General features: G+C 31.5%; 20 protein-coding genes. 7 read left to right on the top strand and 13 right to left on the bottom strand.

Going from position 1 to position 16,158, the window contains the following annotated elements:
• Window positions 1–51: 51 nt before the first annotated feature.
• Window positions 52–225 carry a hypothetical protein gene (locus NMSP_RS08395; RefSeq protein ID WP_192866212.1) on the top strand — a complete coding sequence of 58 codons (174 nt, stop codon included), beginning with the start codon at window positions 52–54 and terminating at the stop codon, window positions 223–225.
• Here NMSP_RS08395 and NMSP_RS03310 read toward each other — a convergent pair.
• Both NMSP_RS03310 and NMSP_RS03305 read right to left on the bottom strand, forming a co-directional pair.
• On the bottom strand, window positions 212–784 hold the full coding sequence (locus NMSP_RS03310; protein WP_152023801.1) for a tetratricopeptide repeat protein: 573 nt from the start codon (window positions 782–784) through the stop codon (window positions 212–214). The genes NMSP_RS08395 and NMSP_RS03310 overlap by 14 nt on opposite strands.
• Before the next feature lie 272 nt (window positions 785–1,056).
• Complete coding sequence (locus NMSP_RS03305; RefSeq protein ID WP_086907436.1) at window positions 1,057–1,284, bottom strand: tetratricopeptide repeat protein; 228 nt, start codon at window positions 1,282–1,284, stop codon at window positions 1,057–1,059.
• A 116-nt stretch (window positions 1,285–1,400) separates the two neighbouring features.
• Here NMSP_RS03305 and NMSP_RS03300 point away from each other — a divergent pair, with 116 nt between their 5' ends.
• Entirely contained in the window at window positions 1,401–1,955 is a 555-nt protein-coding gene (locus tag NMSP_RS03300; RefSeq protein ID WP_086907435.1) for a DnaJ domain-containing protein, read from the top strand.
• On the opposite strand, the gene NMSP_RS03295 is transcribed toward NMSP_RS03300, so the two are convergent.
• Window positions 1,952–2,356, bottom strand: a complete 405-nt coding sequence (locus tag NMSP_RS03295; protein ID WP_086907434.1) for a hypothetical protein — start codon at window positions 2,354–2,356, stop codon at window positions 1,952–1,954. The two genes, NMSP_RS03300 and NMSP_RS03295, sit on opposite strands and share 4 nt — an antisense overlap.
• Before the next feature lie 126 nt (window positions 2,357–2,482).
• Here NMSP_RS03295 and NMSP_RS03290 point away from each other — a divergent pair, with 126 nt between their 5' ends.
• The 3 genes from NMSP_RS03290 to NMSP_RS08390 all read left to right on the top strand — a co-directional run bounded on the left by NMSP_RS03290 (window position 2,483) and on the right by NMSP_RS08390 (window position 5,523).
• Window positions 2,483–3,799 (top strand): HD domain-containing protein, encoded by a 1,317-nt coding sequence (locus NMSP_RS03290; protein WP_086907433.1) that lies wholly within the window; start codon window positions 2,483–2,485, stop codon window positions 3,797–3,799.
• Window positions 3,800–3,807: 8 nt separating this feature from the next.
• Window positions 3,808–5,256 carry an FAD-binding oxidoreductase gene (locus tag NMSP_RS03285; protein ID WP_086907432.1) on the top strand — a complete coding sequence of 483 codons (1,449 nt, stop codon included), beginning with the start codon at window positions 3,808–3,810 and terminating at the stop codon, window positions 5,254–5,256.
• 123 nt (window positions 5,257–5,379) lie between these two features.
• Entirely contained in the window at window positions 5,380–5,523 is a 144-nt protein-coding gene (locus NMSP_RS08390) for a DUF5679 domain-containing protein (protein WP_192866211.1), read from the top strand.
• Window positions 5,524–5,547: 24 nt separating this feature from the next.
• Here NMSP_RS08390 and NMSP_RS03280 read toward each other — a convergent pair whose 3' ends face one another.
• Both NMSP_RS03280 and NMSP_RS03275 read right to left on the bottom strand, forming a co-directional pair.
• On the bottom strand, window positions 5,548–5,790 hold the full coding sequence (locus tag NMSP_RS03280) for a hypothetical protein (RefSeq protein WP_086907431.1): 243 nt from the start codon (window positions 5,788–5,790) through the stop codon (window positions 5,548–5,550).
• 41 nt (window positions 5,791–5,831) lie between these two features.
• Window positions 5,832–6,452, bottom strand: coding sequence for a superoxide dismutase (locus tag NMSP_RS03275; protein ID WP_086907430.1), 621 nt, complete (start codon window positions 6,450–6,452; stop codon window positions 5,832–5,834).
• Window positions 6,453–6,499: 47 nt separating this feature from the next.
• Between NMSP_RS03275 and NMSP_RS03270 the strand changes: the two genes are divergently transcribed.
• Window positions 6,500–7,114 carry a hypothetical protein gene (locus tag NMSP_RS03270; RefSeq protein ID WP_086907429.1) on the top strand — a complete coding sequence of 205 codons (615 nt, stop codon included), beginning with the start codon at window positions 6,500–6,502 and terminating at the stop codon, window positions 7,112–7,114.
• Window positions 7,115–7,138: 24 nt separating this feature from the next.
• Here the strand turns inward: NMSP_RS03270 and mce are convergent, their stop codons facing one another.
• The 7 genes from mce to NMSP_RS03235 form a co-directional block, all read right to left on the bottom strand.
• The gene (gene mce / locus NMSP_RS03265; RefSeq protein WP_086907428.1) at window positions 7,139–7,531 is read right to left on the bottom strand and encodes a methylmalonyl-CoA epimerase; all 393 of its coding nucleotides are present in this window, start codon (window positions 7,529–7,531) and stop codon (window positions 7,139–7,141) included.
• Window positions 7,532–9,133 (bottom strand): acyl-CoA mutase large subunit family protein, encoded by a 1,602-nt coding sequence (locus NMSP_RS03260; RefSeq protein ID WP_086907427.1) that lies wholly within the window; start codon window positions 9,131–9,133, stop codon window positions 7,532–7,534.
• 4 nt (window positions 9,134–9,137) lie between these two features.
• Complete coding sequence (gene meaB, locus NMSP_RS03255) at window positions 9,138–10,055, bottom strand: methylmalonyl Co-A mutase-associated GTPase MeaB (RefSeq protein ID WP_086907426.1); 918 nt, start codon at window positions 10,053–10,055, stop codon at window positions 9,138–9,140.
• 44 nt (window positions 10,056–10,099) lie between these two features.
• Complete coding sequence (locus tag NMSP_RS03250) at window positions 10,100–10,507, bottom strand: hypothetical protein (RefSeq protein ID WP_086907425.1); 408 nt, start codon at window positions 10,505–10,507, stop codon at window positions 10,100–10,102.
• A complete protein-coding gene (locus tag NMSP_RS03245) occupies window positions 10,500–13,001 on the bottom strand; it encodes a M1 family metallopeptidase (protein WP_086907424.1) in 2,502 nt (833 codons plus the stop codon). Before NMSP_RS03245 ends, NMSP_RS03250 begins: the two co-directional genes overlap by 8 nt.
• 67 nt (window positions 13,002–13,068) lie before the next feature.
• Entirely contained in the window at window positions 13,069–13,998 is a 930-nt protein-coding gene (locus NMSP_RS03240) for a transcription initiation factor IIB (protein ID WP_086907423.1), read from the bottom strand.
• A gap of 10 nt (window positions 13,999–14,008) precedes the next feature.
• Window positions 14,009–14,293: an AlbA family DNA/RNA-binding protein gene (locus NMSP_RS03235; RefSeq protein ID WP_086907422.1), complete on the bottom strand. Its 285-nt coding sequence runs from the start codon at window positions 14,291–14,293 to the stop codon at window positions 14,009–14,011.
• Between the two features lie 186 nt (window positions 14,294–14,479).
• Here NMSP_RS03235 and NMSP_RS03230 point away from each other — a divergent pair, with 186 nt between their 5' ends.
• A complete protein-coding gene (locus tag NMSP_RS03230; protein WP_086907421.1) occupies window positions 14,480–14,902 on the top strand; it encodes a cobalamin B12-binding domain-containing protein in 423 nt (140 codons plus the stop codon).
• 12 nt (window positions 14,903–14,914) lie between these two features.
• Here NMSP_RS03230 and ilvC read toward each other — a convergent pair whose 3' ends face one another.
• Window positions 14,915–15,913, bottom strand: a complete 999-nt coding sequence (ilvC, locus tag NMSP_RS03225) for a ketol-acid reductoisomerase (RefSeq protein ID WP_086907420.1) — start codon at window positions 15,911–15,913, stop codon at window positions 14,915–14,917.
• Window positions 15,914–16,158: the final 245 nt, after the last annotated feature.

Here is a 16,158-nt window from a genome sequence, read left to right as displayed (position 1 = left end):
TATATTCCTTATACTCTTAAGAAATAAGTAACCAATAAAATCAGAATATGTGTGGTACTTCCATTAATTGATGAACACAAACCAAAATGTTACTTATGTCACGAAGGTTTTGAAAATATCGAAGAACTCAGAGAGCATCAAAATTTGAAACATAAAGATTTCTTTGAAACAAATGAAAAACAAACTAACAGAGAACCTGCACCAGGGGATGTTACAGTTTTTTAGCAGTGTTAATTGATTTCAAAAGTTCTTGTGCAGTATCTTTAGAAATTTGAGCTAAAGTGCAATGTTCATCAATAGATAATGCCTTTTTGAAACAACTAATAGAGTCAGTAAGATTTCCTAATTCGCCTAAAGAAAGTCCTTTGTATGCAAGAGCCATGGAACATTTTTGATCAATGTTTAATGCTTCATCGTAACAAGCAATCGCATCCAAATATTGTTCACTCAAATGTAATGCAGAACCTTTGTTAATTAGAGCATCAATATTTTTTGGAGATAACTCAAGAGCCTTATTGAAACTACGTAGAGATAATTTGATTCTACCAAGAATTTGCAAAGTGACTCCTTTATCGATTAAAGCAGAAATATTTTTTGGGTCAATTTTTAAAATCAAATCATAAAATTCAATGGCTTCTAAAAAATTCTCATCATCAATACAATTGTTAGCGTTTAAAAATAATTCATCTAATTCTTTATTCAACAAATCATCTAATTTGTTGTTAATAATATAGTGATCCTCAGTTTGAATTTTATTTTGTTGAATTGAGAGTAGTTTTAACATACAGAAAATGGGAATTTTTTGAATTAAAGTACGAGTAATTCCAACATAACCCATCAAAGTAGATTAGAACATGTCAGGCTCAAATAAGGATAAAAATGAATTAAAAGAGTTCAATTCATTCATTAACAATCCTTGCATTCGGGATCAGTGCAGACAGGATTGTGTTTTCCATCGCGTGTAGGATGGGCTGTATCTCTACGTCTTTGTGTTCTTGTCATAACAATAGTATGTTTTCATAATTAAAAAGGTTAATTCAAAAATCCACATAGTGGTTATGAGGAAAATTTGTCTCTAGGATCAAGCTTAAGAGAATTGTTAAAACATTCCATAGATTCAGCGTAACGCCCTAAGCTTCGAAGGGCAGCACCCTTGTAGTTCCATAAATCAGGATCTTTTGGGTCAAGCAATAATGCCTGTTCAAAAAAAGACAATGCGTTACTAAAATCACCATTTTCTAATAGGGATTTACCAGAAGATACAAGTTCTTCAATTTTACTCATAGTATTTGAAAGATTGTGTACGTATTAAATTTGAACATATCAACAAAAAAGATCAATGAAAAAATATACGACTAAATAGAACAAATTGTTATTTTCAATAACATAGGATTAAGAGAATGAATGCATTTAAAATTTTTATAATTTTAGCAATTACAATAGGAACAGTACAAACAGCAAGTGCTCAAGATAATGATTCAGGAAGAGAATTAAAAATATCAGATGATGAAAAAATCATTTTATTTTCAGGTTTTTCTATTGCAGTAATTGCAATATTTCTATTTTTAGCTAGAGACGTCATATTGAGAAAAAAGACTTCATATGATAAACAAGAACATGATTCAAAAAAAGATAGAACATATGAAAAATACCATTCAGATTGGGGAGACGATTATGAAGAAATTGGGAAAAGAGGAAACACCAGAGAAGAGAAAGAGTTTAGAGATGAATTGGCAAATCAAAACTTGCCTGATTATTATGAAATTTTAGGAATAAAAAAAGATGCAACTGCAGAACAAATCAAGAAAAGTTTTAGAGAATTGGCAAAGAAAACACATCCAGATAAAACCAAAGAAGATTCGGAACAAGAAATGATTAAAATCAATAAAGCATACGAAGTATTATCTGATGAAGAATCAAAAGAAAAGTATGACAGGTATTTTAAATCAAGTTAAAGGGATTCTAATTTAATAATTATCATACTCAATTCGATTGAATCGGGAGTTTGAACACTATTAGTTAAATTGGTTAAAATTTCCAAAGGAGTTAGTTTTCCATCTAATTCAATAGAAGAGGATATTTTCAATTCACCAAATTCAGTATTAGGTCCAAGCATTTTTTTAGTTAGTAAAGGAACAACCGAAAGATCATGTATTGCACCTTTCATTTTGTATGCATATTTTTCAGAAAAATATACACCTCCACGGGTTGTAGGTTCGTTAACAGGTACAGATGAATTTTCAATTGAAACATCAACTAGAAGATAATCTTTGTCATTAAGATGAAGTGTAAATTTTGGGGGATTATCAACAGTATGATTCATCAAATTCTCAAATAAATCAGAATTAATAGACATGAAAAAAATATCAATGCTAAATTATTGAATCTTGTGATTAAAAATTAAGAAAATATCGATCATTCTGAATATAATTAAAAAAGTTCTTGGAATATATTTAAAAACTCAAATTGTGATCGAACAATAATGCAAGAACTTGCAAATACTCATTCTATGAGAAATGAGATTCTTAGTTTAATGGCTCAACATGGATTAGAAAATGATTGTTATCTGGAAATGTTGGATTATACAATTGACCTATTTGACAGTCAAGGCCTAGGGACAGATTATTACGGATATCACAATATCAATCACGAATTAGAAGTAACATACGTGTCATTACTAGCACTTGATCAAAAAAAAATCAAATTCACTGAAGATGATAAAAAGTATCTATATGTTGCAGCTTTGTTCCATGATTTTGATCCGCAAAAAAGTGTAGATAAACCTCATGAAGAAAGTGTATTGAAATTTATTTCGGAAGATAAAAAACTTAGAGAATTATTAATTTCTGCAGATATTGACCTGGAAATAATTAAAGTGTTGATATTAAGAACTACATATCCATGGAATGGAGAATTAAAAAAGAATGCAGAAAAGGAAATTAAAAGATGCTTTGAGAAATCAGAAAAAACTAGAAACAGTTTAGCATTACAAGAACACATTATGGAAATTGGATGGTACTTATCAGTAATAGACAGAATTAGTGGTTATGCATTAGGGGATTTTACAAAAGCAATGGAGATGGCAAAAATGAATGCACATGCACTTGCATGGAGACCATCAATAATCATAAGAACAGCTGTAGCATATTTTGAAGACATATTAAACAAAGAGACTGAAATTGCACAAACAATTCTAAGAACATTACCGAAAGAAATGAGAAAGAATTTTTTTGATACAGTACTATCATTTATGAAAATGAGAGAACAAGAAGTATGCATTCAAGCAGATTTTGCTTATGAAAATCTTAAATTGGTTCCAACAATTGAAAACAAAAGTTCTCAAGAGGATCCAGACTTTGCTCAAAAACTATATGACATATTTTTAGAATTACCAAAACCATTACAATTTGGAAAAGATAATTTCAAAGAATCAATAAAAGACAAAAAGACTATCATCAATACCTTGAGATTAAATGACAGTAATGGAGAAATCATAGGCTTTTCAAAAGGTGGCCCACTTGAAAATTATCAATTACGTGAAGAAATTAGAGATGAAAATTTTGGCTTAAAAAATACAATATTTTTAGAGCCTTTAGCCTTGAAAATGGGATACTGGGGACTTCGTGGGGGTAGTGAGATGAGACACATGTTCATCATGCAGGCACATTCAATGAAATACAAGTATTTGACTAGCTTTGCACTACGGGATGTAATTAGAGCAAGAATTACAAAAGAGGATGCAGAATTTGTCCAATTATTTGATCCAGAAAGATGGGATTACTATAGAGTAAAATTATAAAAAAATAAATGAAAAAAACACTTCTCCAAATACTCGAGTCCAAGATTAATGGCGAGGTACATCATGAAAAATATTTCCAAAAATTTTATTCAGTAGATTCAAGCTCATATCAAATAACTCCACAGATCATAGTCATTCCAATTAATGAAGAGGATGTGATCAAAACAATAAAAATTGCAAAAAAATATGAAACATCAGTTACAGTGAGAGGAGCAGGAACTGGATTAGTTGGAAGTGCATTAAATTATGGAATAATTATTGATATGAAAAAAATTAATTCAATCAAAATTAATAAAAAATCAGCAATAGTGGGTTCAGGAGTTTTAAAAGGTAAATTAGATTTAGAGTTACAAAAAAAAGAAAAATTTTTTCCTCCAAATCCATCAATTGGGAATTTTTGTTCAATTGGCGGAATGTTAGGAAATAATTCAAGTGGGAGTAGAAGTATAAAATATGGTAGTACAATAGACAACATTAAACAAATTACATTCATTGATGGAAATGGTAAAAAAATTACATTGCCAAAAAATAAGAAAGTTAGTAAAAAAATATTTCAAAATATAAAAATAGATGATGGTAAAATCCCTAAAACATCAAAAAACTCTTCAGGATATCAAATAAAGAAAATCACATCAGAAAAAAATTCCCATAAAATAATTATAGGTTCTGAAGGAACACTTGGAATTATTATTTCTGCAAAATTAAATATTTTAGACATACCAAAAAAGAGAATATTATACATAATTGAATACAAATCAATTTTTGAAGCAGCAAAAAACAGTCAATTAATCGCTAAAACAGCACCTTCTACGCTTGAATTTGTAGATAAAAACACCCTAAAACACATCAAATTTAACTTTGACAAATCAACACAATGTTTACTGTTTGTAGAATACGATGAAAATATAAAAAATACTCAAAAAGAAATGAAATTAATTATTTCAGGCAAAATTATTCAAAAAATCAGCAAAGATTCAGATATGAAAACATGGTGGAAGCACAGGGATGCATCATTACACTATAGTTTAAAATCAATTAAAAAAGAATTAAGAATTCCACATATCATTGAAGATGCTGCAGTACCACTAGATAAGATGTCAAAACTGTTTTCAGTATTGAAAAATATTGAAAGAAAATACAAAGTAAAAACAATAATCTATGGACACATAGGAAATGGAAATATCCACGTTAGGTTAATTTCTAAAAAAACAAATACAAAATTAATCAAAAATATTGCAATTGAATATTTTAACGAAGTAATTAAAAATAATGGAACGATTTCAGCTGAGCACGGTGATGGACTAGCACGTTCTGAATTCATAAAAAAACAATATGGAGAGATAAATTATCAAACATTTAAAAAAATTAAACAAATACTAGATCCTAATTTTATTTTAAACCCTGGAAAAATCATTACAAAAAAAAGTACAGTGGTAAAAAATTTAAAAAAATATTAGATTTTTGAATTTCCGATACGAAAAATGTAGCACAGGTTCATGAAAATTAAGATCGGATATTTGCCTATTTGTAAAAAAAGTTCAACAACTTCTCGCTAATATAAGAACGAGCCTACAAAGATCATGACAATAGGATATTGTGTCAAGTGTAGAGACAAACGAGAAATCGGCAGTCCAGCACCATACACCATGAAAAATGGAAAACCTGCAATCAAAGGCACATGCCCAACATGCAGTACAGCCATTTTCAGAATAGGTAGAGGATAAGGATTTTTCAAAAAACCCAATCTTCTATTTACTAGATAGGCCTTGCCATAGCGAAAGCAATGGCGATGGATCTTTTTCAATTTCTTGAGTAATTCTATTTTTTAGAACAAATGAAAAATTTTCAATTGCATCATCCCCACCATCATCAAAAATTTCTTGACCAATCTCTTTGATTCGAGTATGTTTTTGATCTATTTCTGAAGAATCAGGGTTTTGTAAACAAAAAGTCATTAAATCAATTAATTCCTCTTCAAGCATCATATCCATACATTAAGATCAGAGTAATTCTTAATGAATCTTTTTTCAGATTAAAAAATTTCTTCAAATCTGTTTGTCACATAATCCCAATTAATTACATTCCACCAAGATTCAACATAATCAGGTCGTTTATTTTGGTAATTAAGATAGTATGCATGCTCCCACATATCAATTCCTAAAAGAGGTGTTTTTTGTAATGTCCAAGGACTGTCCTGATTAGGAGTAGTAATGATTTCAATTTTATGATATGTTTCATTAAAAACTAACCAACACCACCCACTACCTTCAATGGAAATTGCTTTTTGAGAGAAAATTTTTTTGAAATTATCAAAATTATCAAAATAGACATCAATTTGATCTTCTAGTTTTCCGCCAGGTACTTTATCACTTTTAGGAGTTAAAGTTTCCCAAAATAATCTATGATTTTCAAAACCTCCACCAAAAAAGTTAATTGATTTTTGTCCTGATTCAGGAAGTGAATACAATTCAGATAAAATTGCAGAAATATATTTTGGATGAGATGCAGCACCTATTTCAGCAAGAGACGCATTTAGACCATCAACGTATGCCTGATGATGTTTTAAATGATGTATTTTCATAGTTTCTTGATCAAAATAAGGCTCTAATTCATCATAATCATATGACAATCGTGGAAGTTGGTAAAGAACCATAGATAAAAAAAGATAATCAACATATATTATTCAAGCTGAAACAAGTCATGAGAAAATTAGGTACAATAGATTTAGAAGTTTTACAGTTAGCAGTTAATCAAAATGGAACATTTAATGAAACTCATTTAGAGAATTCAAAATTAAAAAGACACGGGGTTGGAAAAATTTTAGATACATTAGCATCGCTAAAGGATAGAAAATTCATTTCAATGAATGAGAATGGCTCTTTTACAATTACTGAATTGGCTAAAGAGATTCTATGGAGTTCAAAAATTCCAATATGGGCAAAAATTTTAAGATTATTACAAATCAAATCATGTGATTTACAACAAATTATAGAAACAATAAACAGTTCAGAAGATGAAATTTTTAACGAATTAGAACAATTAAGGAAGAATCAGCTTGTTTTAATGTCACCGCAACGTCAAGATGAAAAGCTAATCAAAGTTTATGAAATTTTACCAGAAGGAATTGAAGTAATTGATAAAACAGAAACACAAGGATTTGAAAATATTAATTTTGGCAAAAATAAATCAGATGGAGAAATAATAGGAACAATTGAAGAGGTTTTAGATCAAGTTAAGAAATTAAATTGTTCAGACGATGAAAAAAACAACATTACAAAAAAATTGGAATTATTGAAAAATAAATTAGAAATCTAATTACAATAAAATTTTAAAATGGAATTAAGGGTGTGAGCAAAGTTCTGCTAAAACTCCACTTAGGGATTTTGGATGGATAAAAGTGACTTTAGTTCCTGCAGAGCCAGGTCTAATTTTTCCTAAAAATTGAATTCCACAGCCTTCCATTCTTTCAACTTCACCTTCAATATCACTAGTATCTAATGCCATATGATGAAGTCCTGGACCTTTTTTATCTAAAAATTTCTTAATTGGACTAGAATCATTTGTGGGTTGCATTAATTCAATTCTACCATTCTCCAGTGCAATAATTGCAACTTTAACGCCTTCAGATTCTACTGTTTCAAATTCAATTTCATCAACACCTAATGCTTGTTGATAGACTTTTGCAGATTCCTCTACATCGTTTACTGCAATTGCAATATGATCAATTTTCAATTAAAAGACCTCCTTTGGACGATATTCTCCAAATACTTCTCTGAAAGTATTGCTAATTTCACCAGTTGTTGCAAATGCCTTTGCAGCAGTTACAATGTAAGGCATGAGATTTTCTTCAGTTTCAGCAGCACTTTGCATTGCAGATAATGCTTTTTCTAATTTTTTAGAATCTCTTTCTGCACGCAATTTTTTTAATGCTTTCTTTTGTTGAATTTCAATCCTACCGTCAATTCTAAGGAGTTCAGGTTGTTCTTCATCTTCAGAATATTTGTTGACACCAACAATTACTCTGTCAGCATCATCAGTTTCTTTCTTTAGACGATATGCATTTGCTCTAATTTCAGATTGGAAGAAACCTTTCTCAATTGCTTTTACAGAACCGCCCATTTTTTCAATCTTTTTCAAGTATTTCCAAACATCAGCTTCAATTTGGTCACATAATTCTTCTAAATAATATGAACCTGCAAGAGGGTCTGCAGTTTTAGTTATTCCACTCTCATGGGCAACAATTTGTTGTGTTCTTAATGCAATTTTTGCAGATTCCTGAGTAGGAAGAGCCAATGCTTCATCTCTAGAATTAGTGTGAAGTGATTGAGTTCCGCCTGCAACAGCAGCCATAGTTTGGATGGCAACTCTAACAATGTTGTTGTTTGGTTGTTGTGCAGTTAAAGATTCACCACTAGTTTGAGTATGGAATTTTAATTGTAATGAACGTGGATTTTTTGCATGGAATTTTTCTTTCAATATTTTTGCATAAACTTTTCTTGCAACTCTAAATTTAGCAACCTCCTCAAAGAATTCAATTGTACAACAAAAGAAAAATGACAAACGAGGTGCAAAGTCATCAATTTTCAATCCCTTATCCAAACAAGTTTGGATGTATGCAATTGCATTTGCCAATGTAAATGCAATTTCTTGGGTAGCAGTACAACCAGCTTCTCTCATATGATATCCAGAAATTGAAACAGGATACCAAGATGGAACTTTTTCGGCACAGAATTCAATCATGTCACCAATTAATCTCATTGATGGTTGTGGAGGATAGATGTAGGTATTACGTGCGATGTATTCTTTTAGAATATCATTTTGAGTTGTTCCTCTAAGTTCATGACTTTTGAAACCTTGTGATTCACCAACTGCAATGTAATATGCAAGCAATGTTGATGCAGTAGAATTAATTGTCATTGATGAACTAACCTTTCCAAGTGGAATTCCATCAAAGGCAGTCATCATATCTTTGATAGAAGTGATTGATACACCTACTTTTCCAACTTCACCTTCTGCTTGAGGGGAATCAGAATCATAACCGATTTGAGTGGGCAAATCAAATGCCATACTAAGACCAGTTTGACCTTTTTCAAGCATGAATTTGAAACGTTCGTTAGTTAACTTTGCATCACCAAATCCAGAATATTGTCTCATAGTCCAAAATCTTTCACGGAACATTCCAGGATGAATTCCTCTTGTGAAGGGATATTTTCCTGCATCCTCAGTTTGTCTCTTTTTAGAGGATTTTTGGTAAATTCGTTTTACAGAATATTCTGAATCAGTGAAAACTTTCTTTTCAGGTGCTTTGGATTTAGTTACTTTCTTTGTGGCCATAATATCACTTCACTATAGATTTACTAATTTTATCAGCTGCAGTAAATGGGTCCATTTTTTTAGAATTTATTTTTTTAAGGTAATTTGAGAAAGTCTTATCAGATTGCATCATTTCTTCAACCTTTTCATTAATGTTATTTAAAACAATGTCTTTTAATTCGGCTTCAAAGCGTTCAAGGTCCTTTTCTTCTTTGAATTTCTTTTTTATAGTCATCATATCTTTGAGAGTTTTTGCAAAAACACTGATCCCTGCATTCTTTTTTACAGAAGTTTTTAAAATTGTAGGATTTCTATCCGAATCCCCAATGAAATCACGTACTGCATCAAATAGCTGATTGGTCCCAGGAAGATCACTTTTGTTTACTAGGTAAATGTCTCCAATTTCAGTTAATCCAGCTTTAATTGTTTGAATACTATCTCCAGTGTTTGGATTAAAAACTACTACAGTGATATCGGCAATGTTTGCAATTTCTACTTCAGTTTGTCCGGCTCCGACACTTTCAATTATTATTGGATTAAATCCAGCATATTCTAAAATTCGAATACTATTTCTCAAAGATCTTGAAACAGCTCCAGTTGCACCTCTAGAAGCAATACTACGAATATAAGTTCCAGAATCAGTTGATTCAGTCATTCTAACTCTATCACCTAAAATTGCACCACCAGTTACATGACTGGTAGGATCAATTGCCAAAACAGCAGGTTTTGAACCAAGTTTTTTTAATGAAATTGCAGTTTTGTTAATTAAAGAACTTTTTCCAGCTCCAGCTGGACCAGTAATTCCAATAATACTAGATTTTCCAGTATCTTTAAAAATTTTTTTCAATATTTTTCTTGTTTCTTTTTGATCATTTTCAACGATAGTGATAGCTTTGGCAATTGCACCACGTTTTCCTTTTTTTAAATCAGAAAGTAAGTCCACTAGTAAATATGATTTAGAAGGTACAATAAAATCTTGTATGTGATCTAAGAAGGATCATAAATTATGTTTGGTACCGGAGTATTCATTTCATGAATTTCAGTCTTAATTTGAACATGACCAAAGTCTTCATGTTCAACTTCTAAAACAATTGGATGAATCGCCCAACCATATTTTGGCTTATTTGGAAATTCTATAATTTCAATAAATTCAGAATCAGAAAAAGATTTTTGAAAGGAATTTTCCATACCAAGTATTTCAAGAACAGCAGAAGTAGTTTTTTTAGATTTATCAAAATAAGAAATTTCAACATAGCCAGTATCATAGTAAATTGCCTCTAATGAAAAATTTTCACGTAGAGGTTCTTTGTCATCAGTTGCACCACCAGTTAAAAATACGAGTGCTAAAACAGTGAAAACGCCTAGAAATATTGGGGGGCCTAATTTTTTAGCCATTTTTGAATTCTTTACGCATTACTCTTAAAAATTTAGAATTAATACGAATTCTTTCCAAAGTTTGTTTTTGAGTTCGTTCAGTTCCAGGAGTAGGATTCTTTTTGAAAAATAATTTGATTTCATTTTCCATTGAATCATCAGCCACACCTGCAATACTAGCAACAATTCTATTAAACAGAGGATTCCCATGTCCAACTTTTTTATTGATTTTTTTCCAATTTTTCTTCAACCATGGCCACAAAATCTTATCACCGTAAGGATTAGCGGCAATTTTCATAATAGGCAATTGCATATTTTGAGATCTTACTTCAGATGTTTGAGAAAAGTCTAAAGTCTTAGCAAGGAGTTTTTTGTCTTGGAATCCACACATAGCACCTAAGAAACGAAGTTTTTCTTCCATTGTTTTTGAATTTGTGTATAATTTTTTTAATTCATTGAAAGTTTTTGAATTTCCATTCCAAGCTGCAATAGAACAAATTGGTTCAATTAAATCAGGAGATAAACTACGAGGAGATTTTAAGAATTTTTTATATTTCTCAATTGCAATATCAGTAACAGAATCATCATTCATTTTTCCTAATGCAGATATCGCAAAGGAACGCAATAGTGCATCAGTATGTTTATCACTTTTTCTTGGCTCCCATCCAAGATTAGACAATATTTTTCTAAAGTAATTAATTGTATAACTACGAATTTCTTCTACAAATTTTTCATCAAATGCACGGAAATACAAAGATGCTAAATTGTGTGCAACATTAACAGATGCAAGATAACTGTCTTCATCAAAATATGCATCAGAAAAATCAAGATAGTTTCTAACTTGCTCATCACCAGAAACACATAGTGAAAACAAATCATTTTGAACTGCCCATCGGTCAATTGGAGGAATACGTTTTTCATCAACTAACATTTTTAGATCAAGTAAAATTCCTTCATCATACTTTACACGATAGAATCCTTTTCGGCCATAATTTGCAACAAAACCAATTGTATTTTTAGGCAATTTTACAGACATGGATTTTTTTGAAAATAACGTGTTTGAAATCTCTTTTTCCAAGCCTAAAGACAATGGAATTGACCACAAACCCTTACTAAATTTAGAATTTGATTCAAGCAAGTATCGTTTTTGCTTGATTTTTAGATTATTGCCATTTTGGTTAATTTCAACAAGAGGGAATCCAGGTTGCTTTAACCAAGTATTGATCATTGAAGTTACGGGCATTTTGGAAGCTTTGCCAATTGCATCCCACAAATCCTGACCTTTAGCATTTTTGTATTTGAAATCTGAAAGATATTTTTTTAATCCTTTTTGGAAATTAGGCTCGCCAACATAATTTTCTAACATTCGCAATACACATCCACCCTTATCGTATGAAATTGCATCAAAAATTTCACGGATTTCAGCAGGAGATTTTACATCAACATCAATAGGATGAGTTGTTTTCAAAGAATCCAACCCCATTGCCACATTCATTGCATCCTCAACAAATTGATTCCACAAATCCCATTCAGGATAGAATTTATCTACAAATTTTGTTGCCATAAAAGTTGCAAAACTTTCATTCAACCACAAATCATTCCACCATTTCATAGTAACCAAATTGCCAAACCACATGTGCGCAATTTCATGAGATATTACTTCTGCAATGAATTGTTTAGTTCTAGTTGAAGATGTTTTTGGATCATAAAGTAGGATTGTTTCTCTGAAAGTTATTGCACCCCAGTTCTCCATTGCGCCTGCAGCAAAATCAGGAACAGCAATCAAATCAAGTTTAGGTAATGGGAATTTAATTCCAAAATATTTTTCATACGAAGTGAGAAGTTTCTTTCCAAGTTCTAAGGAGAATTTACCTTTTGAAGTATTTCCTTTTGTTGTAACAACTCTAATCTGAATTTTTCCAGCTCTTCCTGTTAGGTATTCAAATTCACCAACTCCAAGATAAATCAAATAAGTTGAAACAAGAGGCGTTTTTTGAAAATGATATATAGTTTTGTTGCCAGTTTTTTTCTTTGTTTTAACAGGCATGTTTGATATTGCAGTAAATTTGTTTTCTGCAATAATGGAAATATCATACGTTGCTTTAGCTTCAGGCTCATCCCAACAAGGAAAGGCGCGTCTTGCATCTGCAGCCTCAAATTGTGTTGTTGCAAGATATTTTGTTTTTCCATTTTGTTGATATTTACTTCGATAAAATCCCAATAATCTATCATTCAATATTCCTTCAAATTCCAAATGGATAGTACATGAACCGCGTATTTTTTCTCCAAGTTTAATTTCTAATTCTTCCTTTTTTTCATTTGTTTTTGGAGATGATTTGATAATTTGTCCTCCAGATTTTACAATACAAGATTTTATTTTTAATTCAGCACAATTCATTCTAATTACATTTACAGATTTTTTACAGTTAACAGAAATTATTTCCAAACCAGTGAAAGTGAATTTTTTTAGATCTGGCTCAAAAGTTAGATTGTAATTGGTAGGACTAGTATCCATAACTTATAGAAAATTTTAGGCTTTATGTAGATTTTCCATATGTGAAAATAATCAAAAATTGTTAAAATTATTCAGAAGAATCTTCAGTTTTTGGAGCTTGATCAGCTTTCAAGCCTTTGTATCTATTTCTGATTGTTACTTCAGTTACTCCTGCAGCTTCTGCAAGGTCACGTTGAGTGATAGATACTCCATTTTTTACGCAAGAAAGATACAATGCAGTTGCTGCAAGGCCCATAGGATCTTTACCTGCAGATTCTTTTCGTTCTTGAGCTTCTTTCAATACTTTAACTGCGTAACGTTTAGTTTTTTCAGAAATTTCTAACTTACTTGAAATTCGTGCAATACATTGAATTGAATCAACTACAGGCATCTTCAATTCTAACTCGTGATGCAATAATCGATAGCACCTTGCAATGTCTTTTCTTTTAACATTTGCTGAATCGGCTATATCCTTTAGAGTTCTAGGGGTTTCTGTATCTCTACATGCAGCATATAGGGATGCAGCAATCATTGCAGAAATGGAACGGCCTCTAACTAATTTTTTCTCTAATGCTTTTCTGTAAATGTAAGCTGCTTTTTCAAGAACATTTGCAGGAACTGAAACTTTATCTTTTAATTTATTTAAATCACTAAGTGCTTGTCTAAGATTTCTATCAACAGGTTCATGAACTTGACTTCTACTATCCCAAGTTCTAAGACGTTCGATTGTACTTTTCATTGAAGTTGATAATGGTTTTCCAGATGCATCTTTGTTTAACGGATTAATTACAGTGGACAATCCCATGTCATGTATCATTAATGATGAAGGGGCACCTGTTCTAGCTGGATCCGCGCCACCATCTTTTTGAAATGATCTCCACTCAGGTCCTGATTCTTGAGATTTTTCTGAAACTACATAACCACATTTTGAACAAAACTGTTCTCCAGTAACATCATCAGTAAGAAGAGAATTTTTTCCACAACGTAAACAACTGGGTGTTGAATTGGCAGCAACCATTTTGATTACCCTAAGAATTTTTCCTAGCTATAGTAATTTCAATTGCTGAGACGTCTCTATTTCTTCCATCAGTAGAAACAAGGGATTCAGAATTTATTGAAACATTGCTAATTTCAAATGCAGGTTTTGTTTTCTTTAATACTATTTGAGAAACATCAATTGCAGTTGAAGTAGTCAATCCTCTTGCTTTGATAGTAACAGATGGTTTTGTTGCTAATTGGACAATCGTAGATGTGACATAGGTCATTAGAGGTTTTTTACCGATGAAAATTGTATCATTTGAATTATTTGACATACAGGAGTAATTTTCAGGTCTAATTTAAACAGATAGTTCAAATGATCAATGTCAATTATTTAGACCAGACTGTATTAGATCTTAATCGATCAATCAATTTGGTGAAATTCAATACAAACTAACACACGAATGGAATTTCAGATACAAAGACTAAACCTTTTAAAATATACATTATAGAACGAAATTATGAAACAAAAAGCAGCATCACGAAATATCAAAATTTTAGTTGCAAAATTAGGTCTGGATGGACATGATAGAGGGGCCCTTGTCTTGTGTAGAGCATTTAGAGACGCAGGAATGGAAGTAATCTATTCAGGATTGTTTGCAACACCAGACAGAATTGCACAAATTGTGGAAGATGAAGACGTAGATGCAGTTGCAATGAGTTTGTTAAACGGAGCACACGGAACATTGTTTCCAAGAGTCGTTAAAACTCTCAAAAAGAAAGGAATCAAAGACGTGTTAATTGTAGGCGGAGGAGTTATTCCAGAAATTGATCATAAAGACTTAGTCAAGTCAGGAGTAGACCACGTATTTGGTCCAGGTACACCATTACCAACAATTATTGAACATATCAATACTGGCGTATCTAAATTAAGAAAAATATAAAATAAAAAAAGATTATTCTGTGGAATCAGGCCACATCATTTTTCGCATTTCTTTACCAACTTTTTCAATTTGGTGTTCATCATTTTTCTTCATGTATTGATCAAATGCTTCTGAACCTTTTGATTGATATTCAGATATCCACTCTTTGTTGAAAGTACCATCTTGAATCATAGTAAGGACTTTTTTCATGTTATCTTTGCTTGCAGCATCCATAACCATTGGTCCACGTGTTAAACCACCATATCTAGCAGTTTCACTTACACGTCTCCACATACCATTAATTCCATATCTTTGAATCATATCTACAATTAGTTTGAGTTCATGTAAAACTTCAAAGTATGCAATTTCTGGTTGATATCCTCCTTCAACTAGAGTTTCAAATGCATTTGTTACCATAGAAGCTGCACCACCACATAGGTCTGCTTGTTCACCAAACCAATCAGTTTCTACTTCTTCTTTGAAAGCAGTTTTGATTAATCCAGCTCTTGCACTACCAATTGCTTTAGCAATTCCTAAGGTTCTATCCCAAGCCTTTCCTGTAAAGTCTTGTTCAACTGCAACAATAGATGGAGTACCAAAGTTATCAAGATAAGTTTCTCGAACTTTAGAACCAGGTCCTTTTGGAGCAACCATAATAAGATCTACATTACTTGGTGCTTCAATCCATTTGAAATAGATTGCAGCTGCATGAGAAAATGACAATGCTTTTCCTTCTGAAAGATTTGGTCCGATTTCATCTTTGTAAACTTGACCCTGAATCATATCTGGAAGTAAGATGTGAATAATATCTCCTTGTTTTGTTGCATCTGCAACAGACATTACTTTATGACCGTCAGCTTCGGCTTTTTTCCAGCTTTTACCGCCTTCTTTAAGACCGACAATAACATTGAGACCAGAGTCTTTCATGTTATTTGCTTGAGCATCACCTTGAATTCCATAACCGATTACAGCGACAGTTTGATCCTTTATAGGATCTAAGCTGATATCGTTATCTTTCCATGTTTTTGCCATAACTACTCTAAAGGACTAGCAAATATTAACCATGAAAACACATTCAGAGTGAAAAAACTAGATTTCAATTACATTGTCACAAGAACGACATTTGACAGTAACTTTTTCTCCAGAAAGTCGTATGAATCTTTTAGAACCACATTTGGGGCAAATCGGACAAGAACGTGCAGGCTCCATCAAATAGTTATGAGATGATAGATTTTATTAAATTACGCTATACAATTTTGTCAATTTTGGCAAATTAT

Source organism: Candidatus Nitrosomarinus catalina (assembly GCF_002156965.1).
Lineage (GTDB): Archaea > Thermoproteota > Nitrososphaeria > Nitrososphaerales > Nitrosopumilaceae > Nitrosopumilus > Nitrosopumilus catalinensis.
The sequence above is the reverse complement of the archived record's forward strand: the minus strand, read 5'-3'. Positions and strand labels throughout refer to the sequence as shown.

What these genes read in the sequence shown, in the direction of transcription:
- NMSP_RS03285 (WP_086907432.1), top strand. Translation starts at nt 3,808, where the DNA reads ATGAAAAAAACACTTCTCCAAATACTCGAGTCCAAGATTAATGGCGAG.
- NMSP_RS03275 (WP_086907430.1), bottom strand. Translation starts at nt 6,452, where the DNA reads ATGGTTCTTTACCAACTTCCACGATTGTCATATGATTATGATGAATTA.
- ilvC (WP_086907420.1), bottom strand. Translation starts at nt 15,913, where the DNA reads ATGGCAAAAACATGGAAAGATAACGATATCAGCTTAGATCCTATAAAG.
- NMSP_RS03270 (WP_086907429.1), top strand. Translation starts at nt 6,500, where the DNA reads ATGAGAAAATTAGGTACAATAGATTTAGAAGTTTTACAGTTAGCAGTT.
- NMSP_RS03250 (WP_086907425.1), bottom strand. Translation starts at nt 10,507, where the DNA reads ATGGCTAAAAAATTAGGCCCCCCAATATTTCTAGGCGTTTTCACTGTT.
- NMSP_RS03240 (WP_086907423.1), bottom strand. Translation starts at nt 13,998, where the DNA reads ATGGTTGCTGCCAATTCAACACCCAGTTGTTTACGTTGTGGAAAAAAT.
- NMSP_RS03295 (WP_086907434.1), bottom strand. Translation starts at nt 2,356, where the DNA reads ATGTCTATTAATTCTGATTTATTTGAGAATTTGATGAATCATACTGTT.
- NMSP_RS03230 (WP_086907421.1), top strand. Translation starts at nt 14,480, where the DNA reads ATGAAACAAAAAGCAGCATCACGAAATATCAAAATTTTAGTTGCAAAA.
- NMSP_RS03260 (WP_086907427.1), bottom strand. Translation starts at nt 9,133, where the DNA reads ATGGCCACAAAGAAAGTAACTAAATCCAAAGCACCTGAAAAGAAAGTT.
- NMSP_RS03300 (WP_086907435.1), top strand. Translation starts at nt 1,401, where the DNA reads ATGAATGCATTTAAAATTTTTATAATTTTAGCAATTACAATAGGAACA.
- NMSP_RS08390 (WP_192866211.1), top strand. Translation starts at nt 5,380, where the DNA reads ATGACAATAGGATATTGTGTCAAGTGTAGAGACAAACGAGAAATCGGC.
- NMSP_RS03310 (WP_152023801.1), bottom strand. Translation starts at nt 784, where the DNA reads ATGTTAAAACTACTCTCAATTCAACAAAATAAAATTCAAACTGAGGAT.
- NMSP_RS03280 (WP_086907431.1), bottom strand. Translation starts at nt 5,790, where the DNA reads ATGGATATGATGCTTGAAGAGGAATTAATTGATTTAATGACTTTTTGT.
- NMSP_RS03290 (WP_086907433.1), top strand. Translation starts at nt 2,483, where the DNA reads ATGCAAGAACTTGCAAATACTCATTCTATGAGAAATGAGATTCTTAGT.
- NMSP_RS03305 (WP_086907436.1), bottom strand. Translation starts at nt 1,284, where the DNA reads ATGAGTAAAATTGAAGAACTTGTATCTTCTGGTAAATCCCTATTAGAA.
- NMSP_RS03235 (WP_086907422.1), bottom strand. Translation starts at nt 14,293, where the DNA reads ATGTCAAATAATTCAAATGATACAATTTTCATCGGTAAAAAACCTCTA.
- NMSP_RS03245 (WP_086907424.1), bottom strand. Translation starts at nt 13,001, where the DNA reads ATGGATACTAGTCCTACCAATTACAATCTAACTTTTGAGCCAGATCTA.